General features: G+C 60.5%; 20 protein-coding genes and 3 pseudogenes. 9 read left to right on the forward strand and 14 right to left on the reverse strand.

Annotation, left to right across the window (positions count from 1 at the left end; genetic code table 11):
* Window positions 1-126: 126 nt before the first annotated feature.
* From ACUN0E_RS00835 to ACUN0E_RS00850, 4 genes and pseudogenes are all read left to right on the forward strand, one after another.
* A pseudogene (locus ACUN0E_RS00835) lies at window positions 127-549 on the forward strand (transposase); the annotation flags it as partial.
* Between the two features lie 275 nt (window positions 550-824).
* On the forward strand, window positions 825-1838 hold the full coding sequence (locus ACUN0E_RS00840; RefSeq protein WP_445565288.1) for an IS110 family transposase: 1014 nt from the start codon (window positions 825-827) through the stop codon (window positions 1836-1838).
* Between the two features lie 589 nt (window positions 1839-2427).
* A complete protein-coding gene (gene mdlC / locus ACUN0E_RS00845) occupies window positions 2428-4047 on the forward strand; it encodes a benzoylformate decarboxylase (RefSeq protein ID WP_445565289.1) in 1620 nt (539 codons plus the stop codon).
* Window positions 4048-4101: 54 nt separating this feature from the next.
* A complete protein-coding gene (locus ACUN0E_RS00850) occupies window positions 4102-5553 on the forward strand; it encodes an aldehyde dehydrogenase (protein WP_445565290.1) in 1452 nt (483 codons plus the stop codon).
* 306 nt (window positions 5554-5859) lie between these two features.
* Here the strand turns inward: ACUN0E_RS00850 and ACUN0E_RS00855 are convergent, their stop codons facing one another.
* The 4 genes from ACUN0E_RS00855 to ACUN0E_RS00870 all read right to left on the reverse strand — a co-directional run bounded on the left by ACUN0E_RS00855 (window position 5860) and on the right by ACUN0E_RS00870 (window position 8814).
* Complete coding sequence (locus ACUN0E_RS00855; protein ID WP_445565291.1) at window positions 5860-6660, reverse strand: FadR/GntR family transcriptional regulator; 801 nt, start codon at window positions 6658-6660, stop codon at window positions 5860-5862.
* Window positions 6661-6693: 33 nt separating this feature from the next.
* The gene (locus ACUN0E_RS00860) at window positions 6694-7626 is read right to left on the reverse strand and encodes a LysR family transcriptional regulator (RefSeq protein ID WP_445565292.1); all 933 of its coding nucleotides are present in this window, start codon (window positions 7624-7626) and stop codon (window positions 6694-6696) included.
* A gap of 312 nt (window positions 7627-7938) precedes the next feature.
* Window positions 7939-8313: a hypothetical protein gene (locus ACUN0E_RS00865; protein WP_445565293.1), complete on the reverse strand. Its 375-nt coding sequence runs from the start codon at window positions 8311-8313 to the stop codon at window positions 7939-7941.
* A 189-nt stretch (window positions 8314-8502) separates the two neighbouring features.
* Entirely contained in the window at window positions 8503-8814 is a 312-nt protein-coding gene (locus ACUN0E_RS00870) for a hypothetical protein (protein ID WP_445565294.1), read from the reverse strand.
* A gap of 479 nt (window positions 8815-9293) precedes the next feature.
* Here ACUN0E_RS00870 and ACUN0E_RS00875 point away from each other — a divergent pair, with 479 nt between their 5' ends.
* Window positions 9294-10451, forward strand: a complete 1158-nt coding sequence (locus tag ACUN0E_RS00875; RefSeq protein ID WP_445565295.1) for a porin — start codon at window positions 9294-9296, stop codon at window positions 10449-10451.
* A 224-nt stretch (window positions 10452-10675) separates the two neighbouring features.
* On the opposite strand, the gene ACUN0E_RS00880 is transcribed toward ACUN0E_RS00875, so the two are convergent.
* The gene (locus ACUN0E_RS00880) at window positions 10676-11497 is read right to left on the reverse strand and encodes a FadR/GntR family transcriptional regulator (protein ID WP_445565296.1); all 822 of its coding nucleotides are present in this window, start codon (window positions 11495-11497) and stop codon (window positions 10676-10678) included.
* A gap of 173 nt (window positions 11498-11670) precedes the next feature.
* On the opposite strand from ACUN0E_RS00880, the gene ACUN0E_RS00885 reads away from it, so the two are divergent.
* Both ACUN0E_RS00885 and ACUN0E_RS00890 read left to right on the forward strand, forming a co-directional pair.
* Window positions 11671-11865: a hypothetical protein gene (locus ACUN0E_RS00885; RefSeq protein ID WP_445565297.1), complete on the forward strand. Its 195-nt coding sequence runs from the start codon at window positions 11671-11673 to the stop codon at window positions 11863-11865.
* A gap of 89 nt (window positions 11866-11954) precedes the next feature.
* A complete protein-coding gene (locus ACUN0E_RS00890; RefSeq protein ID WP_445565298.1) occupies window positions 11955-12686 on the forward strand; it encodes a transporter substrate-binding domain-containing protein in 732 nt (243 codons plus the stop codon).
* A 60-nt stretch (window positions 12687-12746) separates the two neighbouring features.
* Here the strand turns inward: ACUN0E_RS00890 and ACUN0E_RS00895 are convergent, their stop codons facing one another.
* The 9 genes and pseudogenes from ACUN0E_RS00895 to ACUN0E_RS00935 form a co-directional block, all read right to left on the reverse strand.
* Entirely contained in the window at window positions 12747-13178 is a 432-nt protein-coding gene (locus ACUN0E_RS00895; protein ID WP_445565299.1) for a GlcG/HbpS family heme-binding protein, read from the reverse strand.
* Window positions 13179-13556: 378 nt separating this feature from the next.
* Complete coding sequence (locus tag ACUN0E_RS00900) at window positions 13557-13928, reverse strand: BON domain-containing protein (RefSeq protein WP_445565300.1); 372 nt, start codon at window positions 13926-13928, stop codon at window positions 13557-13559.
* Between the two features lie 106 nt (window positions 13929-14034).
* Window positions 14035-14153: pseudogene (locus tag ACUN0E_RS00905) on the reverse strand (IS6 family transposase); the annotation flags it as partial.
* A gap of 92 nt (window positions 14154-14245) precedes the next feature.
* Window positions 14246-15544 (reverse strand): MFS transporter, encoded by a 1299-nt coding sequence (locus ACUN0E_RS00910; RefSeq protein WP_445565301.1) that lies wholly within the window; start codon window positions 15542-15544, stop codon window positions 14246-14248.
* An 11-nt stretch (window positions 15545-15555) separates the two neighbouring features.
* Entirely contained in the window at window positions 15556-15957 is a 402-nt protein-coding gene (locus ACUN0E_RS00915) for a nuclear transport factor 2 family protein (RefSeq protein WP_445565302.1), read from the reverse strand.
* A 75-nt stretch (window positions 15958-16032) separates the two neighbouring features.
* Window positions 16033-17109: a porin gene (locus ACUN0E_RS00920; protein WP_445565303.1), complete on the reverse strand. Its 1077-nt coding sequence runs from the start codon at window positions 17107-17109 to the stop codon at window positions 16033-16035.
* 114 nt (window positions 17110-17223) lie between these two features.
* The gene (locus ACUN0E_RS00925) at window positions 17224-17655 is read right to left on the reverse strand and encodes a GlcG/HbpS family heme-binding protein (RefSeq protein ID WP_445565304.1); all 432 of its coding nucleotides are present in this window, start codon (window positions 17653-17655) and stop codon (window positions 17224-17226) included.
* Window positions 17656-17696: 41 nt separating this feature from the next.
* Window positions 17697-18602 carry a hypothetical protein gene (locus ACUN0E_RS00930; RefSeq protein WP_445565305.1) on the reverse strand — a complete coding sequence of 302 codons (906 nt, stop codon included), beginning with the start codon at window positions 18600-18602 and terminating at the stop codon, window positions 17697-17699.
* Between the two features lie 37 nt (window positions 18603-18639).
* Complete coding sequence (locus tag ACUN0E_RS00935) at window positions 18640-20004, reverse strand: MFS transporter (RefSeq protein ID WP_445565306.1); 1365 nt, start codon at window positions 20002-20004, stop codon at window positions 18640-18642.
* 221 nt (window positions 20005-20225) lie between these two features.
* Here ACUN0E_RS00935 and ACUN0E_RS00940 point away from each other — a divergent pair, with 221 nt between their 5' ends.
* The gene (locus ACUN0E_RS00940; protein ID WP_445565307.1) at window positions 20226-20408 is read left to right on the forward strand and encodes a hypothetical protein; all 183 of its coding nucleotides are present in this window, start codon (window positions 20226-20228) and stop codon (window positions 20406-20408) included.
* 65 nt (window positions 20409-20473) lie between these two features.
* A pseudogene (locus tag ACUN0E_RS00945) lies at window positions 20474-20923 on the forward strand (hypothetical protein); the annotation flags it as partial.
* Window positions 20924-21013: the final 90 nt, after the last annotated feature.

Here is a 21013-nt window from a genome sequence, read left to right on the forward strand (position 1 = left end):
GCGATCGATGATTGATTGCTCGGTCCTACTATCGGGGCTGAGGAATGGCTTGAGCCGGATGCGGGGTGACTCGCACGTCCGGTTCTTAGGGGGCGGTGGCGCAGCAATGCGCTGCTGCTACCCGACATCGGCGTGGACGCGGAATCTGGCCTGGTTCAAACGGTCATCGGCACAGCTGCCAACGCTCAGGACATCAATACAGCCGAAGCGTTGCTACACGGTGAAGAAGCGGATGTGTATGCTGATGCCGGCTATCAGGGTATTCAGAAGCGATGTGCGGGCGGTTCAGTGCGCTGGCACGTCGCAATGGGACCAAGCAAGCGCAGAAAACTGGACCTGAGTGATCGTCTGGACGCGATATTCGACCAGATCGAACGCCTGAAAGCCGGTGTCCGTGCCAAGGTGGAGCATCCATTCCGGATCATCAAGCGCCAGTTTGGTTATACGAAGACCCGATACCGGGGCCTGATGAAGAACACGGCGCAGATCACGACGCTGTTCGCGCTGGGTAACCTGTGGATGGTTCGTAAGGCACTGCGCAAAGCGTGAAACACGCGGGCGCAGACGCCATGAATCCCGGCAAACGCGCGTCGCCACGGTTCGAATAAAACGGTGATCGAGGTCCCAGCATCTTCGCGCCACTACAAAGCGGGCAGCAAACCGCGCGACGTGCAGGAAACGGGTTGTGCAGATGGTATGGACGCCTCCCCCCGGAAACGGGCCGTCGTGGAGATGGCGAAGCGAGTGCGGAAAGTAGAACTCGCGGTCGCCCGAATGTGCGAAAGTGAGGATGCTCGTCAACCGTTCTTCAAGGAGAATCTGAAATGAAACTCACGATCATCGGGATGGACATCGCCAAGCAAGTATTTCAACTTCACGCGCTCGATCCGCAGAGCGGCCAAGTTGAACGATTCAAACTCAAGCGCGCGCAAGTGCTCGAGTTCTTTGCGAAACGTGCACCCTCGATTGTCGTGATGGAAGCCTGCGGAAGTGCCCACGACTGGGCGAGACGATTGCAAGCCCTTGGGCATGAAGCGAAGCTCATATCTGCACGCTCTGTACGACCCTTTGTACTGCGGAACAAAACTGATGCGGCCGACGCGCGGGCAATCTGCACCGCTGCTCAACAGCCAGAGGCACGATTCGTAGCGGTCAAAAGCGAAGCTCAGCAAACAGTTCTGGCGATACATCGTTTGCGAGCTCAACTGATGAAGTTTCGCATCATGCAAACGAACGCATTGCGTGGCTTGCTGTACGAATTCGGAGAAGTGTTGCCCGAAAGCTATCGGGCCTTCAGCAAAGCATTCCCCGCCGCGCTTGCACGCGCCGCTGAACGTTTGCCCGCCATGCTAATCGACAGCCTGAGGGAACAATGGGCTCGCGCTCAGGACACCGATCGAGAAATGGCCGTTCTGGAGCGGCGCCTTGGCAGCCTGTTTCGCCACAACCCGGACTGTCAGAAGGTTGCCGATATCCCTGGTGTTGGGCTTTTGACTGCAACAGCGACCGTCGCAGCTATAGGCGACGTACGCACGTTCAAATCCGGCCGCGAGTTCGCCGCATGGCTGGGGCTCGTGCCGCGACAATCCGGCACCGGCGGACGGGTCCGGCAGATGGGTCTGAGCAAGCGCGGCGACACTTATTTACGCACGCTATTGATGCACGGTGCCCGCTCGGTGATCATCCAAGGCAAACGATCGGCTTGGGTTGATGGTTTGCTCAAGCGTAGGCCATTTAACGTAGCGGTTGCCGCTGTCGCCAACAAGTTAGCAAGAACCATCTGGGCGGTGCTGGCGCGACCGGAGAAATATCAAGCATCGCCGCCCGCTACCGCCTAGCTTCGGTTTATCGATTTACAACATTCACAACTTCCCCAAGGAGCGCAAGCACGTGCTGCATGATGGCTAACAGGTTGGACCGGGGCGAGGAAAACCCGATAGGGAAGATGAACCATTGTGTTCGATATGCAGATGAGGACCTCGCCAGCGAATTCCATTAGGGCCTGCAGGCAAATAACGACCTGCGCAAACGGGCCGGACATAAGCGTGCTGCCTAAACCTGCCAGTCAACATCGCAAAACTGTTTGCAATCCGGGAGGCGTCCACATAAGACCTTCCTTAGCGGAATTTATGAACTTCAACAGCACCTCGGCTGCACGGCCCAGGCTGCCGCTCGCGACGATGGTTGCGAACGCGTGCAATTGCTGAAGATTGAAAGTCATGCGCAAAAGTAATGCCTTTTCTCAAAAAAGGCAATTTTCAATCAACCGCGAGCTTCCGATAATGAGCCATCAGGAAACAGCGCTGATCGACCGCAACTATTTTGCGTGGAACCAGAGTAAGCGCTAAAGCGCCAACTCTGGTCGACAGCTTTGCATGGGACCAGAGTAAGCGCTAAAGCGCCAACTCTGGTCGACAGGAGACAGGTATGACCAGCAACACGCCCCATTCAGACGCATTGGGACTCTCTCAACACGCACCATTTACTGTGCGCCACGCCGTGATCGATTTCATGCGGCGCGTCGGTATGACTTCGGTGTTCGCCAATCCGGGGTCGACGGAATTGCCGCTGTTCCGCGATTTCCCGCAAGATTTCCGTTACGTGCTGGGCTTGCAGGAAGCAACCGTGGTCGGCATGGCCGACGGTTATGCGCAGGCTACCCGCAACGCTGCGTTCGTCAATCTGCACTCGGCGGCGGGGGTGGGCAATGCGATGGGCAATATCTTCACCGCGTTCCGCAATCGCACACCGATCGTGATCACCGCCGGCCAGCAGGCTCGTGCGATTCTGCCGTTCGACCCGTTCCTCGGGTCGACGCAAGCCACCGAATTGCCGAAACCGTATGTCAAATGGAGCATCGAACCGGCGCGCGCCGAAGACGTGCCGCTGGCGATCGCGCGCGCCTATCACGTGGCGATGCAGGAGCCGCGCGGGCCGGTGCTGGTGTCGATTCCCGTCGACGATTGGGACCGCGCAGCCGAGCCTGTGCCGGCGCGTGTGGTCAGTACAGAGATGCGGCCGGAGCCGTTCGTGCTGACGCAGATCGGCGCGGCGCTCGATGCCTGCGAACGGCCAGTTTTCGTGGTGGGTGGCGCGGTCGACCGGGCCGGCGGCTGGGACGAAGTCGTGAGTCTCGCCGAACGCCATAACGCCCGCGTATTCGTCGCTCCGATGACAGGCCGCTGTGCGTTCCCCGAAGACCATCGCCTGTTCGCGGGTTTCTTGCCTGCCATGCGCGAGAAGATCGTCGAGCTGCTCGGCGGCCATGATCTGATCTTCGTGATCGGCGCGCCGGCTTTCACGTATCACGTGGAAGGTCACGGCCCGCACCTCCCTGCCGGTGCAACGCTATGCCAGTTGATCGACGATCCGGCTATTGCGGCGTGGGTGCCGACCGGTACCGCGGTGGTCGGCAATATTCGCCTCGGCATCGCTGACCTGCTGACCCGGACTGCACCAAAGACTCGCCCGTTGCCCGCGCCACGCGCCGAGCGTCCACGCGCGGAACCGTCACCCTTGATGTCGGTGGAGTTCGCGTTGCAGACCCTCGCAGAAGTGCGCGATGCGGACGATATCGTGGTCGAGGAGGCACCGAGCTCGCGGCCTGCGATGCAAAACTATCTGCCGTTCACGCGCAGTGGCACGTTCTACACGATGGACAGCGGCGGCCTGGGCTTCGGCATGCCGGCTGCTGTCGGCGTGGCGTTAGCGAAGCCCGGCACGCGCGTGATCGGCCTGATCGGCGACGGTTCCAGCATGTATTCGATCCAGGCCATCTACAGCGCTGTGCAGATGAAATTGCCGATCACATTCGTGATCCTGAACAATTCCCGCTATGCCGCGTTGCAGGACTTTGCCCCGGAATTCGGTTTTGGTCCTGGCGATCCTGTGCAAGGCACCGATCTGCCGGGACTAGACTTCGTGGCACTTGCTGCGGGCATGGGATGCCAAGGCTCGCGTGTGACCGACGCCGAACGCCTGCGCGACGTGCTGCGTGACGCGTTGGCGTCATCTGGACCGACGCTGGTTGAAGTCGTCGTGGCTTGAGCTCAGGCGAGCGTCGTGCCCGCATTCATAAAACTTTCCGCAGGAGACAAGACGATGCAGAGTATTTCGATGCTAATCAACGGCGCAGCAGTGCAGGCGAGCAACGGCGCCACCTTCGAGCGGCGCAATCCGCTCGACGGCGAAGTCGCGACGCGTGCTCCCGCGGCGACGGTTGCCGACGCGGTAGCCGCCGCCGATGCCGCCGCAGCGGCGTTTCCGGCATGGTCCGCGCTGGGGCCGAGCGAGCGCCGTGCACTGCTGATGAAGGCGGCGCATGCGTTGGAAGCGCGCAGCGCTGCGTTCGCCGCGATGATGGCAGCGGAGACCGGCGCGTCTGCGATGTGGGCGGGGTTCAACGTGCATCTCGCCGCCGGCGGATTGATCGAAGCGGCGGCGCTTACTACGCAGATCGGCGGCGAGCTGATTCCATCCGACGTGCCCGGCAGTCTCGCGATGGGCGTGCGTCAACCGGCCGGCGTCGTGCTTGGCATCGCGCCGTGGAATGCGCCGGTGATCCTCGCGGTGCGTGCCATTGCATTGCCGCTCGCGTGCGGCAATACGGTCGTGCTGAAGGGCTCGGAGATTTGTCCCGGCACGCATGGCCTGATTATCGAAGTCTTGCAGGAAGCAGGCTTGCCGAAGGGCGTGGTGAACTTCGTCACCAATGCCCCGGCCGATGCAGGCGCGGTGGTCGAGGCACTGATTGCGCATCCGAAAGTCCGGCGTGTCAATTTCACCGGCTCCACGCATGTGGGCAAGATCATCGCGGCCACGTGTGCGCGCTATCTGAAGCCTTCAGTACTGGAGCTCGGCGGAAAGGCGCCGTTGATTGTGCTCGATGATGCGGATATCGATGCAGCCGTCAATGCGGCTGCATTCGGCGCGTTCGCCAACTCGGGGCAGATCTGCATGTCGACGGAGCGGATCATCGTCGATGAACGGATCGCTGACCCGTTCGTTGCAAAGCTTGCGCAGAAAGCGCGCGGCTTGCCGCTCGGCGACCCACGCAAAGGGCCGGTGGTGTTGGGATCGGTCGTCGATATGAGCACGGTGGAACGCTGTAATGCGCTGATCGACGATGCGCTGGCCAAAGGCGCCACGCTCGTCTGCGGCGGTAAGGCGGACAGCACCCTGATGCCCGCCACGTTGCTTGACCACGTCACGCCCGCCATGCGCATCTATGCCGATGAATCGTTCGGGCCAGTAAAGGGCATCGTGCGGGTGAACGGCGAAGACGAAGCCGTTGCCTGTGCGAACGACAACGAATATGGGCTTTCGTCTGCGGTGTTCAGCCGTGATGTGGCGCGCGCGATGAATGTCGCAAGGCGCATCGAGTCGGGTATCTGCCATGTCAACGGGCCGACCGTTCACGACGAAGCGCAAATGCCGTTTGGAGGCGTGAAGGGCAGCGGTTTTGGACGCTTCGGCGGGCAGGCGGGAATCGCCGAGTTTACGGATTTGCGCTGGATTACCGTGCAGACCACGCCACGTCATTACCCGTTCTGAAGGGCAGGGCGCAGGCTACCGCTTTGGAGGCAGCGGCGATCCGTCAACGTTAGCCGCGAATCCTTGTATCGAAATCTCATGCATTCAAGTCATGAGTTTTGCGCGAAGCGGCAATGTCCAAGCCGCTTGCGTACTTACGCACTGACGATGCAACGTGACCACGAGAATATGAAGTGTGGCAGATCACGCTCCTGTGGTGCGTCACGGAAGCTGAAGTGTTCTCCGGCGACAGATGAATGCTCAAAGCCATGGATTGATACTTCGGCCCGCTCCCGGAGTACCCGGACAATGTCGGCGATTGTGTCTTCATGGCGTCATCGGCTGCAATAGCCTCGAGAAAAACGATGACACCGCCAGATCGGAGAGGATGGGACCCGCGGCATTCGGCAACGTCGTAATCACCTTGATCGACCGTTCATGGAAGGCGCGCGCGGCGACGCGCGCGCCTTCCACGTCGCCGATCCGGATCGCATCGACGATCCGCTGACGCTCCTTTGACAAGCGCGCGGCCGTCTTGCGCCACGCTTCAAACTGTTTGCCCTGGATCTCCCTCGCAAGTCCGATCTGAACGCTCGCGAGGAACTGGCAAAGTGCAATGAGTAGTGGATTGCCGGACGCCCGTGCCAGTGCGCTGAGAAACTGTGTCAGCCCGGCGGCGATATCTTCGGGCGTGACCGCATGATCGATGGCTGCGAGCGCCTGCTGCATCGCGTCGATTTCCTGCGTTGTTGCCCGCGCCGCGGCGAGTTCGGACGCGTAGGTATTTAGCGCGCCGTGCACGCCGAGCACCTGCACCATTCCGACCTTCTCGAGCTGGATCGTCGAGAACAGCGAGTTCGCGATTAGTTCTTCGGCTCGTGCGGTCACATAGACGCCTTTGCCACGCTTGATCTCCACGAGCCCCGCGCTGGCGAGTCCGCGTATCGCCTCCCGCACAGTCGTGACGCTTACGTTGTACGTTTCGAGCAACTGTCTTTCGGTCGGCAGCTTGTCGCCGAAGGCGAACTGTCTGCCGAGGATCCGCTGGCGGAGATCGTCGAAAACCTGCTGCGTGACGTTGCCGCGCTCCGTGCGTCGCGGTGATGAATGGAGTGGGGTGGACGGCATACTGTTCGATGTGTGGATTGTAGATGGGTATGGTTATGAGGTCTTGCGTGCTTGCGATTTGCGCTGCGGGGACGGACGCTTGAACAGTTCGACGATCAGATCGCGCAGCCATATGTTGCCCGGGTCAGTCGAATAGCGTCTGAACCAGTACAGGTTGATTTTCATCTCGTGGCGCGGTCCCGGAAGGACGATCTCCTGATACGGATCGCTTCCTGTACATTGCTCGAAGAACTCTCCGACCCGGCGCGGCAGGACTGCGGCGAGCCCGGTTTCCGCGAAGATCGCCGGCAGCACCATGAAGTGCGGCACCGACAGCCGAACGCGATCCTGCAGCCCGTGCTCGACGAGGATCTTCGTCGTTTCGGGATGTGACGTGATGGACACGAATTCAAGCTCATCGAGTGGGCGCGCTGTTGATGCGCCCGCTTTGTTCCGTGCTGGCGCAAGGATCGTGTATTCCTCGCCGAATAGCGCTTCTGATTGGAACAGCTCGTCGAGTACTGGCAGGTAGCCTATCGCAAAGTCGATTTGCCCGCTTTCGAGCGCCTGTGTCAATTCGAGTCCCGCAAGCTGACACGTCTCGACACGCACGCCCGGCGCACGCGCCTGCAGCTCGCGCACGAGCAGCGGTAGGAATACCACTTCACCGAAGTCGCTCATGTGGATCAGGAATGTGCGTCGGCCGCTCGCAGGATCGAAGCGCGAGCCCTCGTCGAGCATTGTCTGCAGGTTGCGTATTGCCTGCTGGATCGCCGGCGCGATCCGCATCGCCGCGATGGTTGGTTCTACGCCGCCGTGCAGACGGACGAACAGTGGATCGCCGAACAATGTACGCAAGCGCGTCAACCCGTGGCTGACCGAAGGCTGAGTGAGGTTGAGCCGCACAGCCGCACGGCTCACGCTGCGTTCGACGTAGATCGCGTCGAACACCTTCATGAGATTGAGGTCGACCGATAGGATATTCATGTGATCGATATTGGAAATGTACTGCCCTGCGTGGACGACAGTAATTCAGCTCCTCTAGACTAGCTGCTCTGGTCGCACGTGTATACGGAATACACGCTGAATGAGGGCTTTTCCAGTGAATGCTACCAGGAGAGCGTTAACAACAATACATATCCGGCTGGAATGAAACCAGTGAGCGGATATGAGTAGGAGGGACCCGGAACGGCCCATCACATAGATGGCGTTGCATGGTTCGGGCAACACGGGATTGCATGGGGTCACCAGTGCATTCCGCTTGCTCCGGCTGGTGAACGCTTCAAGCTGAAAGCTGGTTCAGTTTGCTATCGAGCTCATCGCAAGCTGCATTGGAGGCTGTGTCGTCAATGCCATATCTAGTTTGGAAATGCTCGGCGGAGGCAGGGAAAACGCGATCCAACCAAAGCCGGCGTGTCGTAGCAAAAGGACGACACCCTCAACTAGAGGGCTTCTGTCGACATGCCAGCACGGGTCGGCCTGGAGCGAGTAACTCCTGGACTGCTCCGGTTGCGACGGCGGCGGCGGTAGCATGTGCGCGCGGATCTGGCCCAGTTCGGCGATGAGGTTGTCAATATCGCCAACATCGAGCAAAGCCGCACTGTTTCCGATGACAAAGCGTATCGCAAACGCTCCGGACTCATGCAGTGGTTCGACAGACATACGTTGGTACATAGGAATACCTCCAGATACAGGAAGCTGGTTGCTGATGTGGAGTCCAGGCCGTTTAAGCCCGGTGAGGCCTCTGCTCCTTCCTGGCTTGCTCACCATGCGTGTATCGACCAGGAAGACATAGAGCTTTCGCGTATTTATCTTTGAGAGGCCAGCATAGTCGGGATCGCCAGAAAAGATGTTTCAGCGTGATTACTCATTATTAGAATTCCAGAAACTTTTCAGGAATTCATTAGCCGCTGATCGGAGAGTCAGGATGCCTGCGCGAGGCCGTCGGGGTCTTTGCTTGCGCTTGTCTCTCTGCACGTCCTGGCATTCGCGATAACCGCCGGCAGTCAGATAGCCGCTCAGTTGCGGCATCACGGTGACGGTCGCGGTGGGTGTCACCGTTCCTGGTTCGCTTAGGATCCCTGGCATCGAGCCGAGCGTGGCGTGCGCCACCGTCACGACCTGAGGCAGCATGCCATGCTTGCCTTTCTTTGCGCTAAGCAGATGCGTGAGCATGCGAGCGATCAGTGCCAGAAGAATTGCCGTGACTACGGATTTTCGGGGAAACATCGAACGCCGTGTAAATTATATGTATAGGTATGCAGATCTCAATAATAAAAATAAGAAAGCCGATTCAGACATTCTAGCAATCGCTGAATCAAGTTTTGTTACGAGTATGTTCCGAGCCATTACGAGTACGCATGGGCTGTCGGCGATGACGCGCAGCATCAGTCAATCCGGCTCCATTATTTGTCTCGTGATACGACCCGGATTACTAAATTTGGATCACGAAAGGAAGGGTAAGTCGCTTGTGGCACATTGCCAACGCTTCGCGAAAAACATTATGAGCTAATGACGACATCCGCCTGGTGCTGGTTAGCCAGCCGGATAGTAAGGGCAACATCTCGTGCGCACCTAAAGAGGATCCTGATGTTCTAGTCGATCCGATTGCAGCGTGCATTGCGTTATTCAACGCTTATTCCCGGAGAATACAAATGAAGAAGTCCCTTGTGACGCTGGCGCTGCTAGTTGCAGCTGTCAACGTCGCTTACGCTCAAAATAGCATTACCTTATACGGAGTAATCGATGAATCGATCCAGTACACACATAACGCGACACCGACAGGCAGCAGTCAGGTGGGCCTCTATTCCGGCAACCTGTCGGGCAGTCGTTGGGGGCTGAAGGGCACAGAGGATCTGGGTGATGGGCTGAAGGCCATTTTCCAGCTGGAGGACGGTTTCAATATTAACAACGGCAAGATGGGTAGCTACAACGGCACGACGTCGGAGTTCGGTCGCCAAGCCTACGTCGGCCTGCAAAGCGATCGCTACGGCACCTTTACGGCTGGCCGCCAGTACGATCCGCTCGTGGACCAGGTCCAGGGCATGACCGAAGATAACTACTTCGGCAGCACGTTCGCAACCGCAGGCGACGTAGACAACTATGACAACAGCTCGCGTACCAACAATGCGCTGAAGTATGTGTCGCCGGTGTTCGGCGGTCTGCAAGTCGAAGGTCTTTATGCACTGGGTGGTGTCGCAGGACAAACCGGTTCCGGGCAGACGTGGTCGTTGGCGGCAGCGTACAACAACGGTCCGCTCGCGCTGTCGGCTGGCTACTTCGTGGCAGACAATGCGAGCACCACCGCCGCAACACGGACAGGCTGGTCGTCGACATCGGACGGCACGTTCGACGGTCCAGTCAACTCCGGCTACGACACGGCTAAGTCGATCAACATTGCGCGCGTAGCGGCCCAGTATGTCGCGGGCCCATATACGTTCGGTTTGAGCTACAGCAACTCGCAATATAAGGCTGACGCCCAATCGGCTTTCCTGAATACGGAAAAATATAACTCCGGACAGGCCTTCCTGAATTATCAGGCGACGCCGGCGTTGCTGTTGGGGCTGGGCTACAGCTACACGAGAGCGAGCGGCAACACGAGCGCCACGTATAACCAGATTTCGCTGGGTGCAGACTACAACCTATCGAAGCGCACAGACGTCTACCTGGTCGGGGCATGGCAGCACGCCAGTGGCGATCAGCTGAACAGCGACGGCACCGTCAGCAGCGCAGAGGCTTCTATCGGCTCATACGGTGTAGCAGGGACCAGCGCGCAAGAGATAGTCAGTTTCGGCATCCGTCATAAGTTCTAAAGGGACGATCAGGTAATCTGCCCGAAGATCGCGAAGTTCCGGTCACCTACGTAAGGAAAGGTGACCGGCTTATCGTGTGGGTTCCCTGCGCGTCAGCGCTACGGCGCCGCTGGACGGGTCGATTCGGAGTGCATCAGGAATGCCCCGGACCGCAGTGGCAGGTTGGGCGTATTCAAATCCGTTCTACGCTTTCTGAGGAATGTGCGTCCCTTTGTCGTTCCGCCTTAGTCGCGACATTTCATCCCTCCTTTGTTCTGTAAACTGGACGACAGAAGTTGTGCAAGCACGGGGTCGGAGACTGTCGCATTATGGGCATTCGGCTGCGCTGTGATGATTTTCTGTGCGCGATCGTGATAGGCGCGCGCCGCTTTGCCCGCGGCTTCAGGATTCCTGTCCTTGATCGCCTTGAAGAGGCGCTGACGCTCGCGCGAGAGCGACCCTGTCGTTGCACGCCAACTTTCAACTGTGCCGCCGGACAGTTCGGTGGCAAGTCCAATCTGGATCGTCGTGAGGAACCGGCAGAGCGCTGCCAGCAGCGGATTGCCGGAGGCGTTGGCAATGGACTCGATGAAGTGCATGACGCCCGACGAAATGATTGCCACGTCACTTCCTTGCTGAATTTGCCGCAGGGCTTCCTGCATCGCGTCGATGTCGGCATCCGTCGCCTGTACCGCCGCGAGTTCTGCCGCGTAGGTGGTCAATGCGGACAATACGCCCAGCACTTGTGGCACGCCAATGCGTTCGATCTGGATCATCGAGCGCAGTGAAAGGGCGACCAGATGATCGGTTTCGGCTGTTACGTAAGCGCCGCTGCCATGCCGCACTTCGACGAGCCGTGCCGAGGTCAGGCCCCTGATTGCCTCCCGGATTGTCGCGCCGCTTACGCCGTAACTGTCGGCAAGTTGCTTTTCCGTCGGCAGCTTGGTGCCGCGCGGCAATTGTCCGCCAAGAACGCTTTCTCGCAGGTCTTCGAAGATCTGGTCGGCTGCATTGCCTCTCTTAAGCCGTTTCGACGGCTGCCATTCGGGCGCGGATCGTTCTTCCATGGAATTTCCTTTTATTACGGGAATCGCGGTACTATACGCATCAAGTCACATGGTGACTTGATGATGTGTGATTGGGTACCCATACATTGCAGAATGGTACTCCATCCATGCGCATGAACAAACAGCTGCCATGTCAACCGTACGGCAGGCGGAATCGGAGCGAAGGCGCGAGAATGAAAATCAAGCACTGCAGCGATATCAATTGGCACAAGGATCATCCCACCGGGGCGGTGGTCTTCCAGCACTGTCTGGAGGGTGACCCGCACTCGCGGGAAAATTTCATGCCGGTGCTCGGGCGTCAGGACGGCGATGGCGTTTGGTCAATCGTGCGATGTACGATCCAGAGGGACTTGACGTCGAACGTCTAATCGCATTGTGCGGGGACTGAAGACCGTCATGAACCCACTTCGCGTAAGACTGGGTGGGTCTGTTCTATCAATATGGCAAGGGAGGAGCGATGGGCTCGCTCATTCACCGGCAGTTGGCGCCGCGCGGCGTCTTGCGTGCTGCTGTCAATCTCGCCAATTCCCTGCTTGTGAGCGGTCTCGATGCAGACGGAAACCCCGTCGGCATCGCTCCGGATCTTGCTCATAGCATCGCAAGGGAATTGGATGTACCGCTCGCTTGCGTGTCGTTCACGTCGCCAGTCGAACTTGCAGACGCGGCGGATAGCGACGTTTGGGATATCTGCTTGATAGCCGTCGACCCGGCACGGGAACACAGGATCGCCTTTACGGCTCCGTACGCAGAAATTCAGGCGACTTATCTCGTGCATCCCAGTTCGACGCTGGATTCAATCCTGGAGGTTGATCGTCCTGGTGTGCGTGTTGCCGTTGCATCAGGCAGCGCTTACGATCTTTGGCTCACGCGGCATCTGACGCACGCGTCGCTGCTCAGGCTAAAAACCCACGATGAAGCGCTCGCGGCCGTGGCTAAGGAGCAAGCGGATGTACTCGCGGGACTTTGGCCAACTCTGCTCGGTAACGAGTCGACGTTGCCTGGCTCACGGCTCCTTGAGGGCTGCTTCACTGCGATTCAGCAGGCAGTGGGCACGCACCGGCGAAACGAAGCAGGTGCCCGTTTTCTGCGAGCGGCTGTCGAGAACGCGCGGGCGTCAGGATTCGTCAATGATGCGATCAGGCGTTACGGTGTGCGCGGTCTTCATGTTGCTGCCGCGCCAGCGCATTGAGACAAACTGGACTATGAAGGGCGGCACGCACCATACCGCCCTCTTGATGCGTGTGCCACTTCATCCGACGTCGGCCTGAAATCCGACACATTTGATACCGTAGACCGCGCAGAGCTCGTCCTGGTCCGGATGATCGCCGCTGATACCAACGGCGCCCAGCACGTCGCCCGCATCGTCTCGAATCAGGACCCCGCCTGGCACCGGCACGATGCGTCCACCGGAGATATCGGTCAGGGCAGAAAAGAAGGCTGGCGCGGTAGATGCCCGCTCCGCGAGCGAGCGGCCGCCGTGGCCCATGCCGAGCGTGCCCCAAGCCTTCGCCTGGGCAATCTGTGGGCGAAGAATACTGCTGCCGTCTTCGCGCTTGAAAGCGACCAGATGGCCACCGGCGTCAAGGACTGCCACGGTCAAGGGATGGCATCGTTGCTCGCGTGCTTTATCCAGGGCGGCGTCTACAATCGCGGACGCCTGAGTCAAAGATAGTTTTTGCATGGCTGGTTTCCAGGAAAGTCTTAAATGACGGATTCCAAGTCGAGCTTGGGGGGGATTGCATAGGGTTCTCCTTTCTATATCACCTGGCCCGGACTTCGGCTAGATCGGCCATGCCATCGCGCCGCGAGCCAAAGAGGGGCGAGCGGCGTGCAACGGAGGAAAGGCGAGCGCAGGTTTATCGTCTCGCGGCCGGCGCCGTTCGATGAGCCTTTTCAGAGCGGAACATGATGCCGGCATAGACCTTGAGCCACTTCAAATCACCTGTTATCGTGTAACCAGGTGACGTTGGGCGTATGCTAGACGCACCGGCGGTGCTGGTGCAAGCAAAATTAAAGGTACGTTCGTACCCGTTTGGCGGTTACCGGCACGTTACGCCGCTCAGTTTCCGAGCACTCGGATCGTCAATGCGTTCTTGACGAACGCCACGCCGGCAACGCCCCTGGCGACTTGGGCTGCACGGTCAATCTGCGATTGCTCCGGCACGATTCCTTGCAGCGTGACTGCGCCGTCCTTCACCCGCACAGTGATGCTGGCGCCGCTGAGATCCTTGTCCTTCGCGAGCGCAGCGCGAATCTTGCGGGACAGCGCGCGGTTGGCCACCCTTGCCGCCTTGGACTGCTGCCTGGTGGTCAAAGTCGCACCGCTCGTAGCCGTGGCGGGCGCAGATGCGTCCTGAGCGTACGCTTGAAGCGAGGCGGCGGCGATCAACATCGCGCCGGCGACCCGGCTAAGTTTTTTAATTGGTTTCATGCTGTTGCTCCTGATGTCAGAGTTATCTTGATTTTATAGCCCGCGACGGAACCATCTCCAGTACAGCATCACAAGCTTTCGCTTGTGTTCGTGACACACTCCCGCCCATTCTCCAGCTCCTGCTCACCATGCGCTTCTTTCCCCGAATGCCGTTTCGAACAGCGGCACGAGCTCGATCACCCAGCGGTGCACGCTAGAGTGGTCGATCTCGATACCTTGCTCGGCCGGCGCATCGCCGATCGCAGCTTCGTCCGGATCACCGGGGAACGTCGCGATACTGCGGCTTTGCCATCCGCAGGGCTAATGGCCTGCCGCGTTTATCGCGTGCTGCCGTCCACAGTCCGTTCCGAGAGGCCGCTGCCCTTCGTTCCGAGCGCCCACATCGAGCCGCCGGCCGCGAGCGACACACCCGCGGCGAACGCAAACAGGATAGGAGGACTCATGCTGACATTCACAAGCAGGCCGCCGAGCATCGGGCCCGCTATCGCGCCCAGACGGCCGATGCCCAACGCCCAGCCGACGCCTGTGCCGCGCAGTTGCGTGCTGTAGAGGGTAGCCGCGTAGGACACGGTGCACATTTGCGCGCCGATGCTCAGCATCCCTGCAACGAACGTAGCGACGCACAGCAGTACGGGCGACTGCTGGCCGAGGCCGATGAAGAAGATCGCAACCGCTCCCGTGGCGAAGCCCGCACGGATCACGCGCCATGGGCGGTATCGGTCGCCGAGCCGGCCGAGCGGAATCGAGCCGCACACCGCGCCGAAATTGAGCAACGACACGGCGATCACGCCAACACGGACGTTCGTGCCGCTGGCGCGAGCGATCAGCGGAATCCAGGAGATCAGGAAGTACGTCAGCAGCAGGCTCAGAAACAGCGTCGTCCACAGCAGCAGTGTGCCGGCGGCGCGGCCTTCAGTGAAGAGCCGGTGCACGGAAACGGCGCGCGAGGAAGGCGCCGTGTGCCTGGCGCTCGCGCTGCCCGATGCCGATGATCTGCGGCTCGCGAGATAGCTGGCCGATTCGGGCACGAGCGGCACGAACAGCGCACCCAGCACGACCGGCAACAGGCCGCCGGCGATGAACACACTCTTCCACCCCCACAGCCCGACCATCGCTTCGGACGACAGGCCGCCCAGCACCGCACCGAGCGGAAATCCACAGAACATCAGCGAAACCAGCGATTCGCGCCGCTCGGCTGGTGCGTGTTCGGACGCGAGCGTGATGGCGCAGGGCAGCGCGCCGCCGAGGCCGAGCCCAGTAACGAGCCGCATCGCGATCAGCGATGCGATCGAGCCGCTGAACGCCGTTCCCAGCGACCCCGCAGCGAAGATTGCGAGCGAGATCACGAGCACCGGCTTGCGTCCGACCCGGTCGCCCATCGGGCCCAACACGAGCGCGCCGATGAAGCTGGCCAGCAAACCGGCCGCGAAAACCGGCGCGAACAAGACCGGGCTGACTCGCCAGGTATCGACGATATGCGGCGCGACGAATGCGATCGACTGCGTGTCGAAGCCGTCGACCAGCGTGACGGCCGCGCACAGCAAGATGATGCGCAACTGCAGGCCGGAAAGTCGCGCGCGGGCGACTCCGACCGTACTCCGTTGGTCCAGGTACATGGTTTTCCCCGCTAGAACGCGATTTCGCGCCGGATGATGCGCTCCTCGATCAACCATCCGCCGTTTTCGGCGCGGCGTAGCTGGTCGAAGACGTCGTTGACCCGCACCTGCAGCGAGCCGTCCGATGCGCGGTGCTCGAACGTGATCTGCACCGCGGTCGACTGCGAGCGGTGCGCGTCGACGGCGTCGACGCGCAGGTTTGACCAGAGGTGGCGGGTCTTTCGGCCCGGCTCGGCATGGCGTCGCTCGCAGTCGCGCGCGATCGCATCGCGTCCGCTCAGAATGGCGCCGCCGACGTGCAGCACGCCAGCCGGCACGAACAGTTGGCCCATCGATTCGCCGTCTCCGCGATCCGCGCACCACGCGAAATCGCTCAGCAGGCGCTCGATGGTGCGGACGTCTTCGTTACTCATCACAAACAATCTCCTGGTTATCCAAAACAGTGATGACGCTTCGCGCGCGCGTCGCATCGCGGGAAGCGTCGCCGCTCAAAAACGCACCGTCAAACCAACCCGCGCGAGCGTCTGGTTGCCGTTCGACGAACTCGCGGTCGACCCGATGATCGTCGCGAGCGCCTGGCCGTCGCCGCCCGCCCATTGATGGGCCAGGGTCACGTACACCAAAGTCCTCTTGGACAGGTCGTGCGCATAGGTCAGATTGACCTGCTGTGCCTTGTTGTCGCTTAGCACCGCGTTGCCCTGGTTGTACTGGTATTCGAGCGTGACTTCGTCCACACCGGTGAGCGAGTAATAGCCGCCGATCTCGTACACGTTCACGCGTCCGCCGTTGTAGGTGTTCTCGGTGTTCGTGAACATCGCGTCGATGGCCGCGTTGTAAATGTTCACGCGACCTCCGATCCCCCAGTTGCGAATGCCGTTGTTGCCGTTGTTGATGCCGGGAAACCGCGTGTAGGTGTAGGCGGCGTCGAGCGTGACAAGCGCATTGGAGTAGCGCAGCCCGAAGCTCTGCGTGCTGTCCTGGCTGGTCGATCCCGCCTGTCCGCCTAGCCCGTACATCGCGCCGAACCCGAAACCGTGGAAGATTGGGCTCTCATAGGAGACCGAGTTGTTGGTGGTGATGCTGCCCGCTGTGCGGTCGAAGTCAAACGCGCCACCCGGCAGTCCGAGCTTCGAGAAAGGCCCTTGCTGTGTGTAGTACACGGGGTTGTACTTCAGCATGTAGCCCCAACGGTCGATCGTCATGTAGCGGAACATGTAATCGAACTGGTTGCCGAGCGTCAGCGTGCCGTACTTCTGGTCCTGAAGACCGACCCACGCTTCCTTGCCAAACAGCAGGCCGTTGACCATTGCGCCGGTGCCGTCGTTGAAGTTGTCGACCAGCTTGAAGATCGCTCGAAGTCCTCCTCCCAGGTCTTCGGTGCCGCGCAGGCCAACGATGGTTGGCACCATCGTGCCGCTCTGATAGAAAACGTTGCTCTTGCCGTTCTGGTTGGACACAAAGGTGATGCCGGAATCGAGGATGCCGAACAGCTGAACGCTGCTTTGCGCAAAGACTGTCGAACTGACGGAAAGGCCAACGACGAGAAGCAGCCAACGAAGTTTCATATAGGTCTCCTGATTTAGTTGATCGTTCTTTTTATTTCTTTCACTGCGTTACCAGATATTCGCTGGTGCGGGGCTTGCACGGTCCGGACCCGCCGGATTCGGAGCTGGGCGTCGTCAGTTCCAGATGGCCTTCAATCCCACGCTTTCGATCGCGAACACTGCGCAGCTTTCGTCGACGTCGGATGTGTCGCCGCTGATGCCGATCGCGCCCAGCAGATTGTCGTGGCTGTCGCGCACCAACAGGCCGCCGGGAACGGGCGCGATGCGGCCGCCGGAGATGTCCCCCAATGATGCGAAGAACGCGGGCGCCGCCGCGGCGCGCTCCGCAAGCTGGCGGCCGCCGTGGCCCATGCCGAGCACGCCCCAGGCTTTCGCGTAGGCGATCTGCGGGCGCAGGATGCCAGAGTTGTCTTCCCGCTTGAGCACGATCAGATGGCCGCCGGGATCGAGCACGGCGACGGTCAACGGATTGCAGTCGATCGCGCGTGCGTGGGCGAGCGCGGTATCGGCGATCTGTGAAGCGGTACTTAGTGACAGGCCTTGCATCGGTTTTCCTCAATTCCTCAAATGGCTTCGGGTGGCGCAGTTCACTGGTGCACGGCTGGTTCGTCCGGCATCGGCTCCTCGTCGTAGCGGTCGGATTCCTGTCCGGGCAATTCGACCGGCGGCAGGCCGACGAGAAAGAGCTGAGTCGCCCGCGTGGCCTCGATGGAGACGGTTTCGTCGGACTCCACCTGAAGCGTGCCGAGATAGCCCAGCGGTTGCCCCTGTACGGTGCCTTCGCCTTCAAGCACGGTCAGGATCCGGCGACCGCGCGGATCGGCGGAACGCCAGACGGTGCCAGGCTCGAGCCGGATCATCTCAATCCACACACCACGCTCGGAGAACGCGCCCAGGAACTTGTGCGTGCCCCCATTCGTGCCCGCCACCGGCAGCCAGTTGAACGACGCGGGATTGATGAAGATCGGGTGGCGGTAACGAGGGTGCGGGTAGCGCAGCCGGCTTCCCATCGCGCGCTCCCAGATTGCGCTGAGCGCCCAGTCCTTCCTGCCGTCGGGCCAGTGGTAGAACGGCCCCTTGAATTCGCCGATCGCGGTCAGCTCTGCGCGGGCCTTGCGGCGCCGTTCGATGTCGAGAAACCCATAGCCGGACGCGCCGCCGAACTGCAGCACCAGCTGCACGCGCTCGCCGGGCGGCGTGTTGCCGAGCGGATCGTTCTGCGGTCCATACGCGAGCCCTTCCGGGAAATAGCCGATCTCGTTCTCGCGCAGCACGCCGGTGCGGCCGTGATCCATCGCGCCGCGCAGAGGCAGGCGAATCTGGTCGAAATTGTGGCGATGCGTCGGCATTGAGAAGTCGCCATCCTGGCGGCCCAGGATGTACATGAAGTTGTCGAGCGAGCCGGCTTCGCCACCCAGCAGGTGCTTGAACAGAATCGTTCCGAGTGGATGGTCGCTGGCCCAGTCTGAATCGACGAAGGGGACGAATTTCATTCGTAGTGCTCCGGGTTGATGGTTCGTTATATCTGGCTCAGGTCGCGCGCGGGATGACGGCCGGACTGTCGGCGCCATGCGGGTCGCGCTGGTGTCCTTTCAGCACGAGGATGCCCATGGCCAGGATCGCGACACCGGCACCAAGCGAAGTCAGGCCGGTGAGCATGAAGAGTGACGGCGCGCCCATGCCCGAACCGAGCAGCATGCCGCCGAAGATCGGCCCGGCGATCGCGCCGACCCGTCCCGCCGCCATGCAGCAGCCGATCCCGGTTGCACGCGAGAAGGTGTCGTAGAAGGCTGCGCTGAGCGCAACCGTGCAGAGCTGCGCGCCGTAGCTGAAGAAGCCGGCCAGTACCGCGACGGCCGACACGGCAGGACCCGAGTGCAGCGCGTAACCGATCGATGCGATCACGAGCGCGCCGATCGAGAACGCGCAGCCGACCACGATCGCGGGCCGGCCGAGCGCGTCGGACACGCGCCCGAGTGTCGTGCTGCCGATGATGCCGCCGAGATTTAGCATTGCCACCGCGATCACCGCGTTTTCGATACTCAGACCGCTGCGCCGCGCCATCATCGGGATCCAGTTGATCAGCATGTACAGCATGCACATGCTGAGAAGGGTCGCGATCCACAGCAGCAGCGTGCCCCGCGCGCGCCCGTCGCTGAAGAGGCTGCGCACCGACACGCGGCCGCCCGCGGCGGCGCCGACTTCGCCGTTCCATGCGGCGGCGCAGCCCATACGCCTGAGGATCGGCAGCACTTTGTCGCGCTTGCCGCGTAAAGCCAGCAGACGCGCGGATTCGGGAATGAACGCGAAGGCCACCAACAGCGCGAACAGCGAGAACGCGCCGCCCGTAAAGAAGACGCTTTGCCAGCCGAACAGCGGAATCAGCCGGGCTGAGATGAAGCCGCCGACTACAGCACCCAGCGGAAAGCCGCAGAACATCATCGCGACGAGCGAGGCCCTTCTGCGGCCGGGCGAGTATTCGGATGCCAGCGCGATGAAGTTGGGCATCGCGCCGCCCAGTCCGAGGCCGGTGAACGCGAGCGCAGCGATCAAGCCCGGAATCGATGACGCAAATGGCGTGAGCAGCGAGCCGACGCTCACGAGCAGCACCGTGGCCACCAAGGCACCCTTGCGGCCCCGGCTGTCGCCGATACGGCCGAACAGTACCGCGCCCACCAGGCCGCCGAGCAGGCCAGCGCTAAAAACAAAGCCGAATACACGCGGTGTGATGTGCCATGCGACGGCGATCTCGGGCGCGATGAACGCGATCGACTGCATATCGAAGCCATCCATCATCGCGACGAGTCCGCACAACGCAATGACGAGGATCTGGAAGCGCCCGATGCGCTGCGAGTTGATGAGTGTTTCCAGATCGACCTGATTTGTCGTGTTCACGTCCCCTCCTGTGCATCGCAATACGGGCGGTGTGCTCGCTGCGAGCGGTTTTTATGACCGGGCTGTGCCGGCTAACTGATGAGCCGCTACCATATCCGCATGGCTTGCCATGCGATTTGCTTTGAAGCCCTTCTTGGGCAAAAACCGGGGCAACGCACGCAGTCTAAGGAAACGATAGTGCCGATGTCCATGCAGGGAGGTATATTTTTCATATAGACAGCATGAATATTTATTCTGCCAACCTGAACTTGCTGCAGGTATTCGACGCGATCTTCGTGGAGCGCAGCGTGAGCCGCGCCGCGGTCTGGCTGGGCGTTGTCAGCCGTCGGTTAGTAACGGCCTCACGCGGGTGCGCGTGCGAGGCGTACGTGTCGAAACCTGCCGGCGCGGCAGTGTCGAGTTGACCCAGGCACCCGAAAGCGGGCAGATGACTTCGCGACTGGCTATCTGCTGTTGCTCAACGAACTGTTACGAAACTGTCCGACGCTGGTGCGATAAGTTCGGTGCGTGCTTCGCACGCCGTGTGAAAGCAACGCGTCGCAAGCTTGGCATCATTTCACCGAGCTTAGCCAAAAGCCGTCTGGTGTTTGATCAACGTTCAGTATGCCGAACTACTGCGAGCCAACCGCGTGAATGTGACAACGCCGTCCCATGTTAATACTTAGGCGAATCCGATATCCTGCTACAGAAACGCTGCGACAAAGTGACCGCCAAACGGTTTTCATGCGCGTGCTTGCCGCGTGTCCCGAGGCACCGCGCAAGATCGTGCGATCATTATCGTGCTATCGGTCCGATAGGGCAGCACAATGCACTCAAGCGGCGTTTGCTACGCGCCTCGCACCATCGAAATCAGCTCACCGCACGCGTCGCGACCTGGCATCGTTTCAATGAAACCACCCAAAATCCGTCCGCTTCTTGACCAATCGCGTGTTCTGTCCGCCGATGCGTCGCGAACGCTTTAGCATGACAGCGCCCTGACCTGGCCGTTTCAGCACCTTCCTCTCGCGTA

It is taken from the genome of Paraburkholderia sp. D1E (assembly GCF_052682275.1).

What these genes read in the sequence shown, in the direction of transcription:
- ACUN0E_RS00865 (WP_445565293.1), bottom strand. Translation starts at nt 8,313, where the DNA reads ATGTACCAACGTATGTCTGTCGAACCACTGCATGAGTCCGGAGCGTTT.
- ACUN0E_RS00895 (WP_445565299.1), bottom strand. Translation starts at nt 13,178, where the DNA reads ATGCAAAAACTATCTTTGACTCAGGCGTCCGCGATTGTAGACGCCGCC.
- ACUN0E_RS00940 (WP_445565307.1), top strand. Translation starts at nt 20,226, where the DNA reads ATGAATATTTATTCTGCCAACCTGAACTTGCTGCAGGTATTCGACGCG.
- ACUN0E_RS00880 (WP_445565296.1), bottom strand. Translation starts at nt 11,497, where the DNA reads ATGGAAGAACGATCCGCGCCCGAATGGCAGCCGTCGAAACGGCTTAAG.
- ACUN0E_RS00855 (WP_445565291.1), bottom strand. Translation starts at nt 6,660, where the DNA reads ATGCCGTCCACCCCACTCCATTCATCACCGCGACGCACGGAGCGCGGC.
- ACUN0E_RS00870 (WP_445565294.1), bottom strand. Translation starts at nt 8,814, where the DNA reads ATGCTCACGCATCTGCTTAGCGCAAAGAAAGGCAAGCATGGCATGCTG.
- ACUN0E_RS00915 (WP_445565302.1), bottom strand. Translation starts at nt 15,957, where the DNA reads ATGAGTAACGAAGACGTCCGCACCATCGAGCGCCTGCTGAGCGATTTC.
- ACUN0E_RS00930 (WP_445565305.1), bottom strand. Translation starts at nt 18,602, where the DNA reads ATGAAATTCGTCCCCTTCGTCGATTCAGACTGGGCCAGCGACCATCCA.
- ACUN0E_RS00875 (WP_445565295.1), top strand. Translation starts at nt 9,294, where the DNA reads ATGAAGAAGTCCCTTGTGACGCTGGCGCTGCTAGTTGCAGCTGTCAAC.
- ACUN0E_RS00890 (WP_445565298.1), top strand. Translation starts at nt 11,955, where the DNA reads ATGGGCTCGCTCATTCACCGGCAGTTGGCGCCGCGCGGCGTCTTGCGT.
- ACUN0E_RS00840 (WP_445565288.1), top strand. Translation starts at nt 825, where the DNA reads ATGAAACTCACGATCATCGGGATGGACATCGCCAAGCAAGTATTTCAA.
- ACUN0E_RS00920 (WP_445565303.1), bottom strand. Translation starts at nt 17,109, where the DNA reads ATGAAACTTCGTTGGCTGCTTCTCGTCGTTGGCCTTTCCGTCAGTTCG.
- ACUN0E_RS00860 (WP_445565292.1), bottom strand. Translation starts at nt 7,626, where the DNA reads ATGAATATCCTATCGGTCGACCTCAATCTCATGAAGGTGTTCGACGCG.
- ACUN0E_RS00850 (WP_445565290.1), top strand. Translation starts at nt 4,102, where the DNA reads ATGCAGAGTATTTCGATGCTAATCAACGGCGCAGCAGTGCAGGCGAGC.
- ACUN0E_RS00910 (WP_445565301.1), bottom strand. Translation starts at nt 15,544, where the DNA reads ATGTACCTGGACCAACGGAGTACGGTCGGAGTCGCCCGCGCGCGACTT.
- ACUN0E_RS00885 (WP_445565297.1), top strand. Translation starts at nt 11,671, where the DNA reads ATGAAAATCAAGCACTGCAGCGATATCAATTGGCACAAGGATCATCCC.
- mdlC (WP_445565289.1), top strand. Translation starts at nt 2,428, where the DNA reads ATGACCAGCAACACGCCCCATTCAGACGCATTGGGACTCTCTCAACAC.
- ACUN0E_RS00900 (WP_445565300.1), bottom strand. Translation starts at nt 13,928, where the DNA reads ATGAAACCAATTAAAAAACTTAGCCGGGTCGCCGGCGCGATGTTGATC.
- ACUN0E_RS00925 (WP_445565304.1), bottom strand. Translation starts at nt 17,655, where the DNA reads ATGCAAGGCCTGTCACTAAGTACCGCTTCACAGATCGCCGATACCGCG.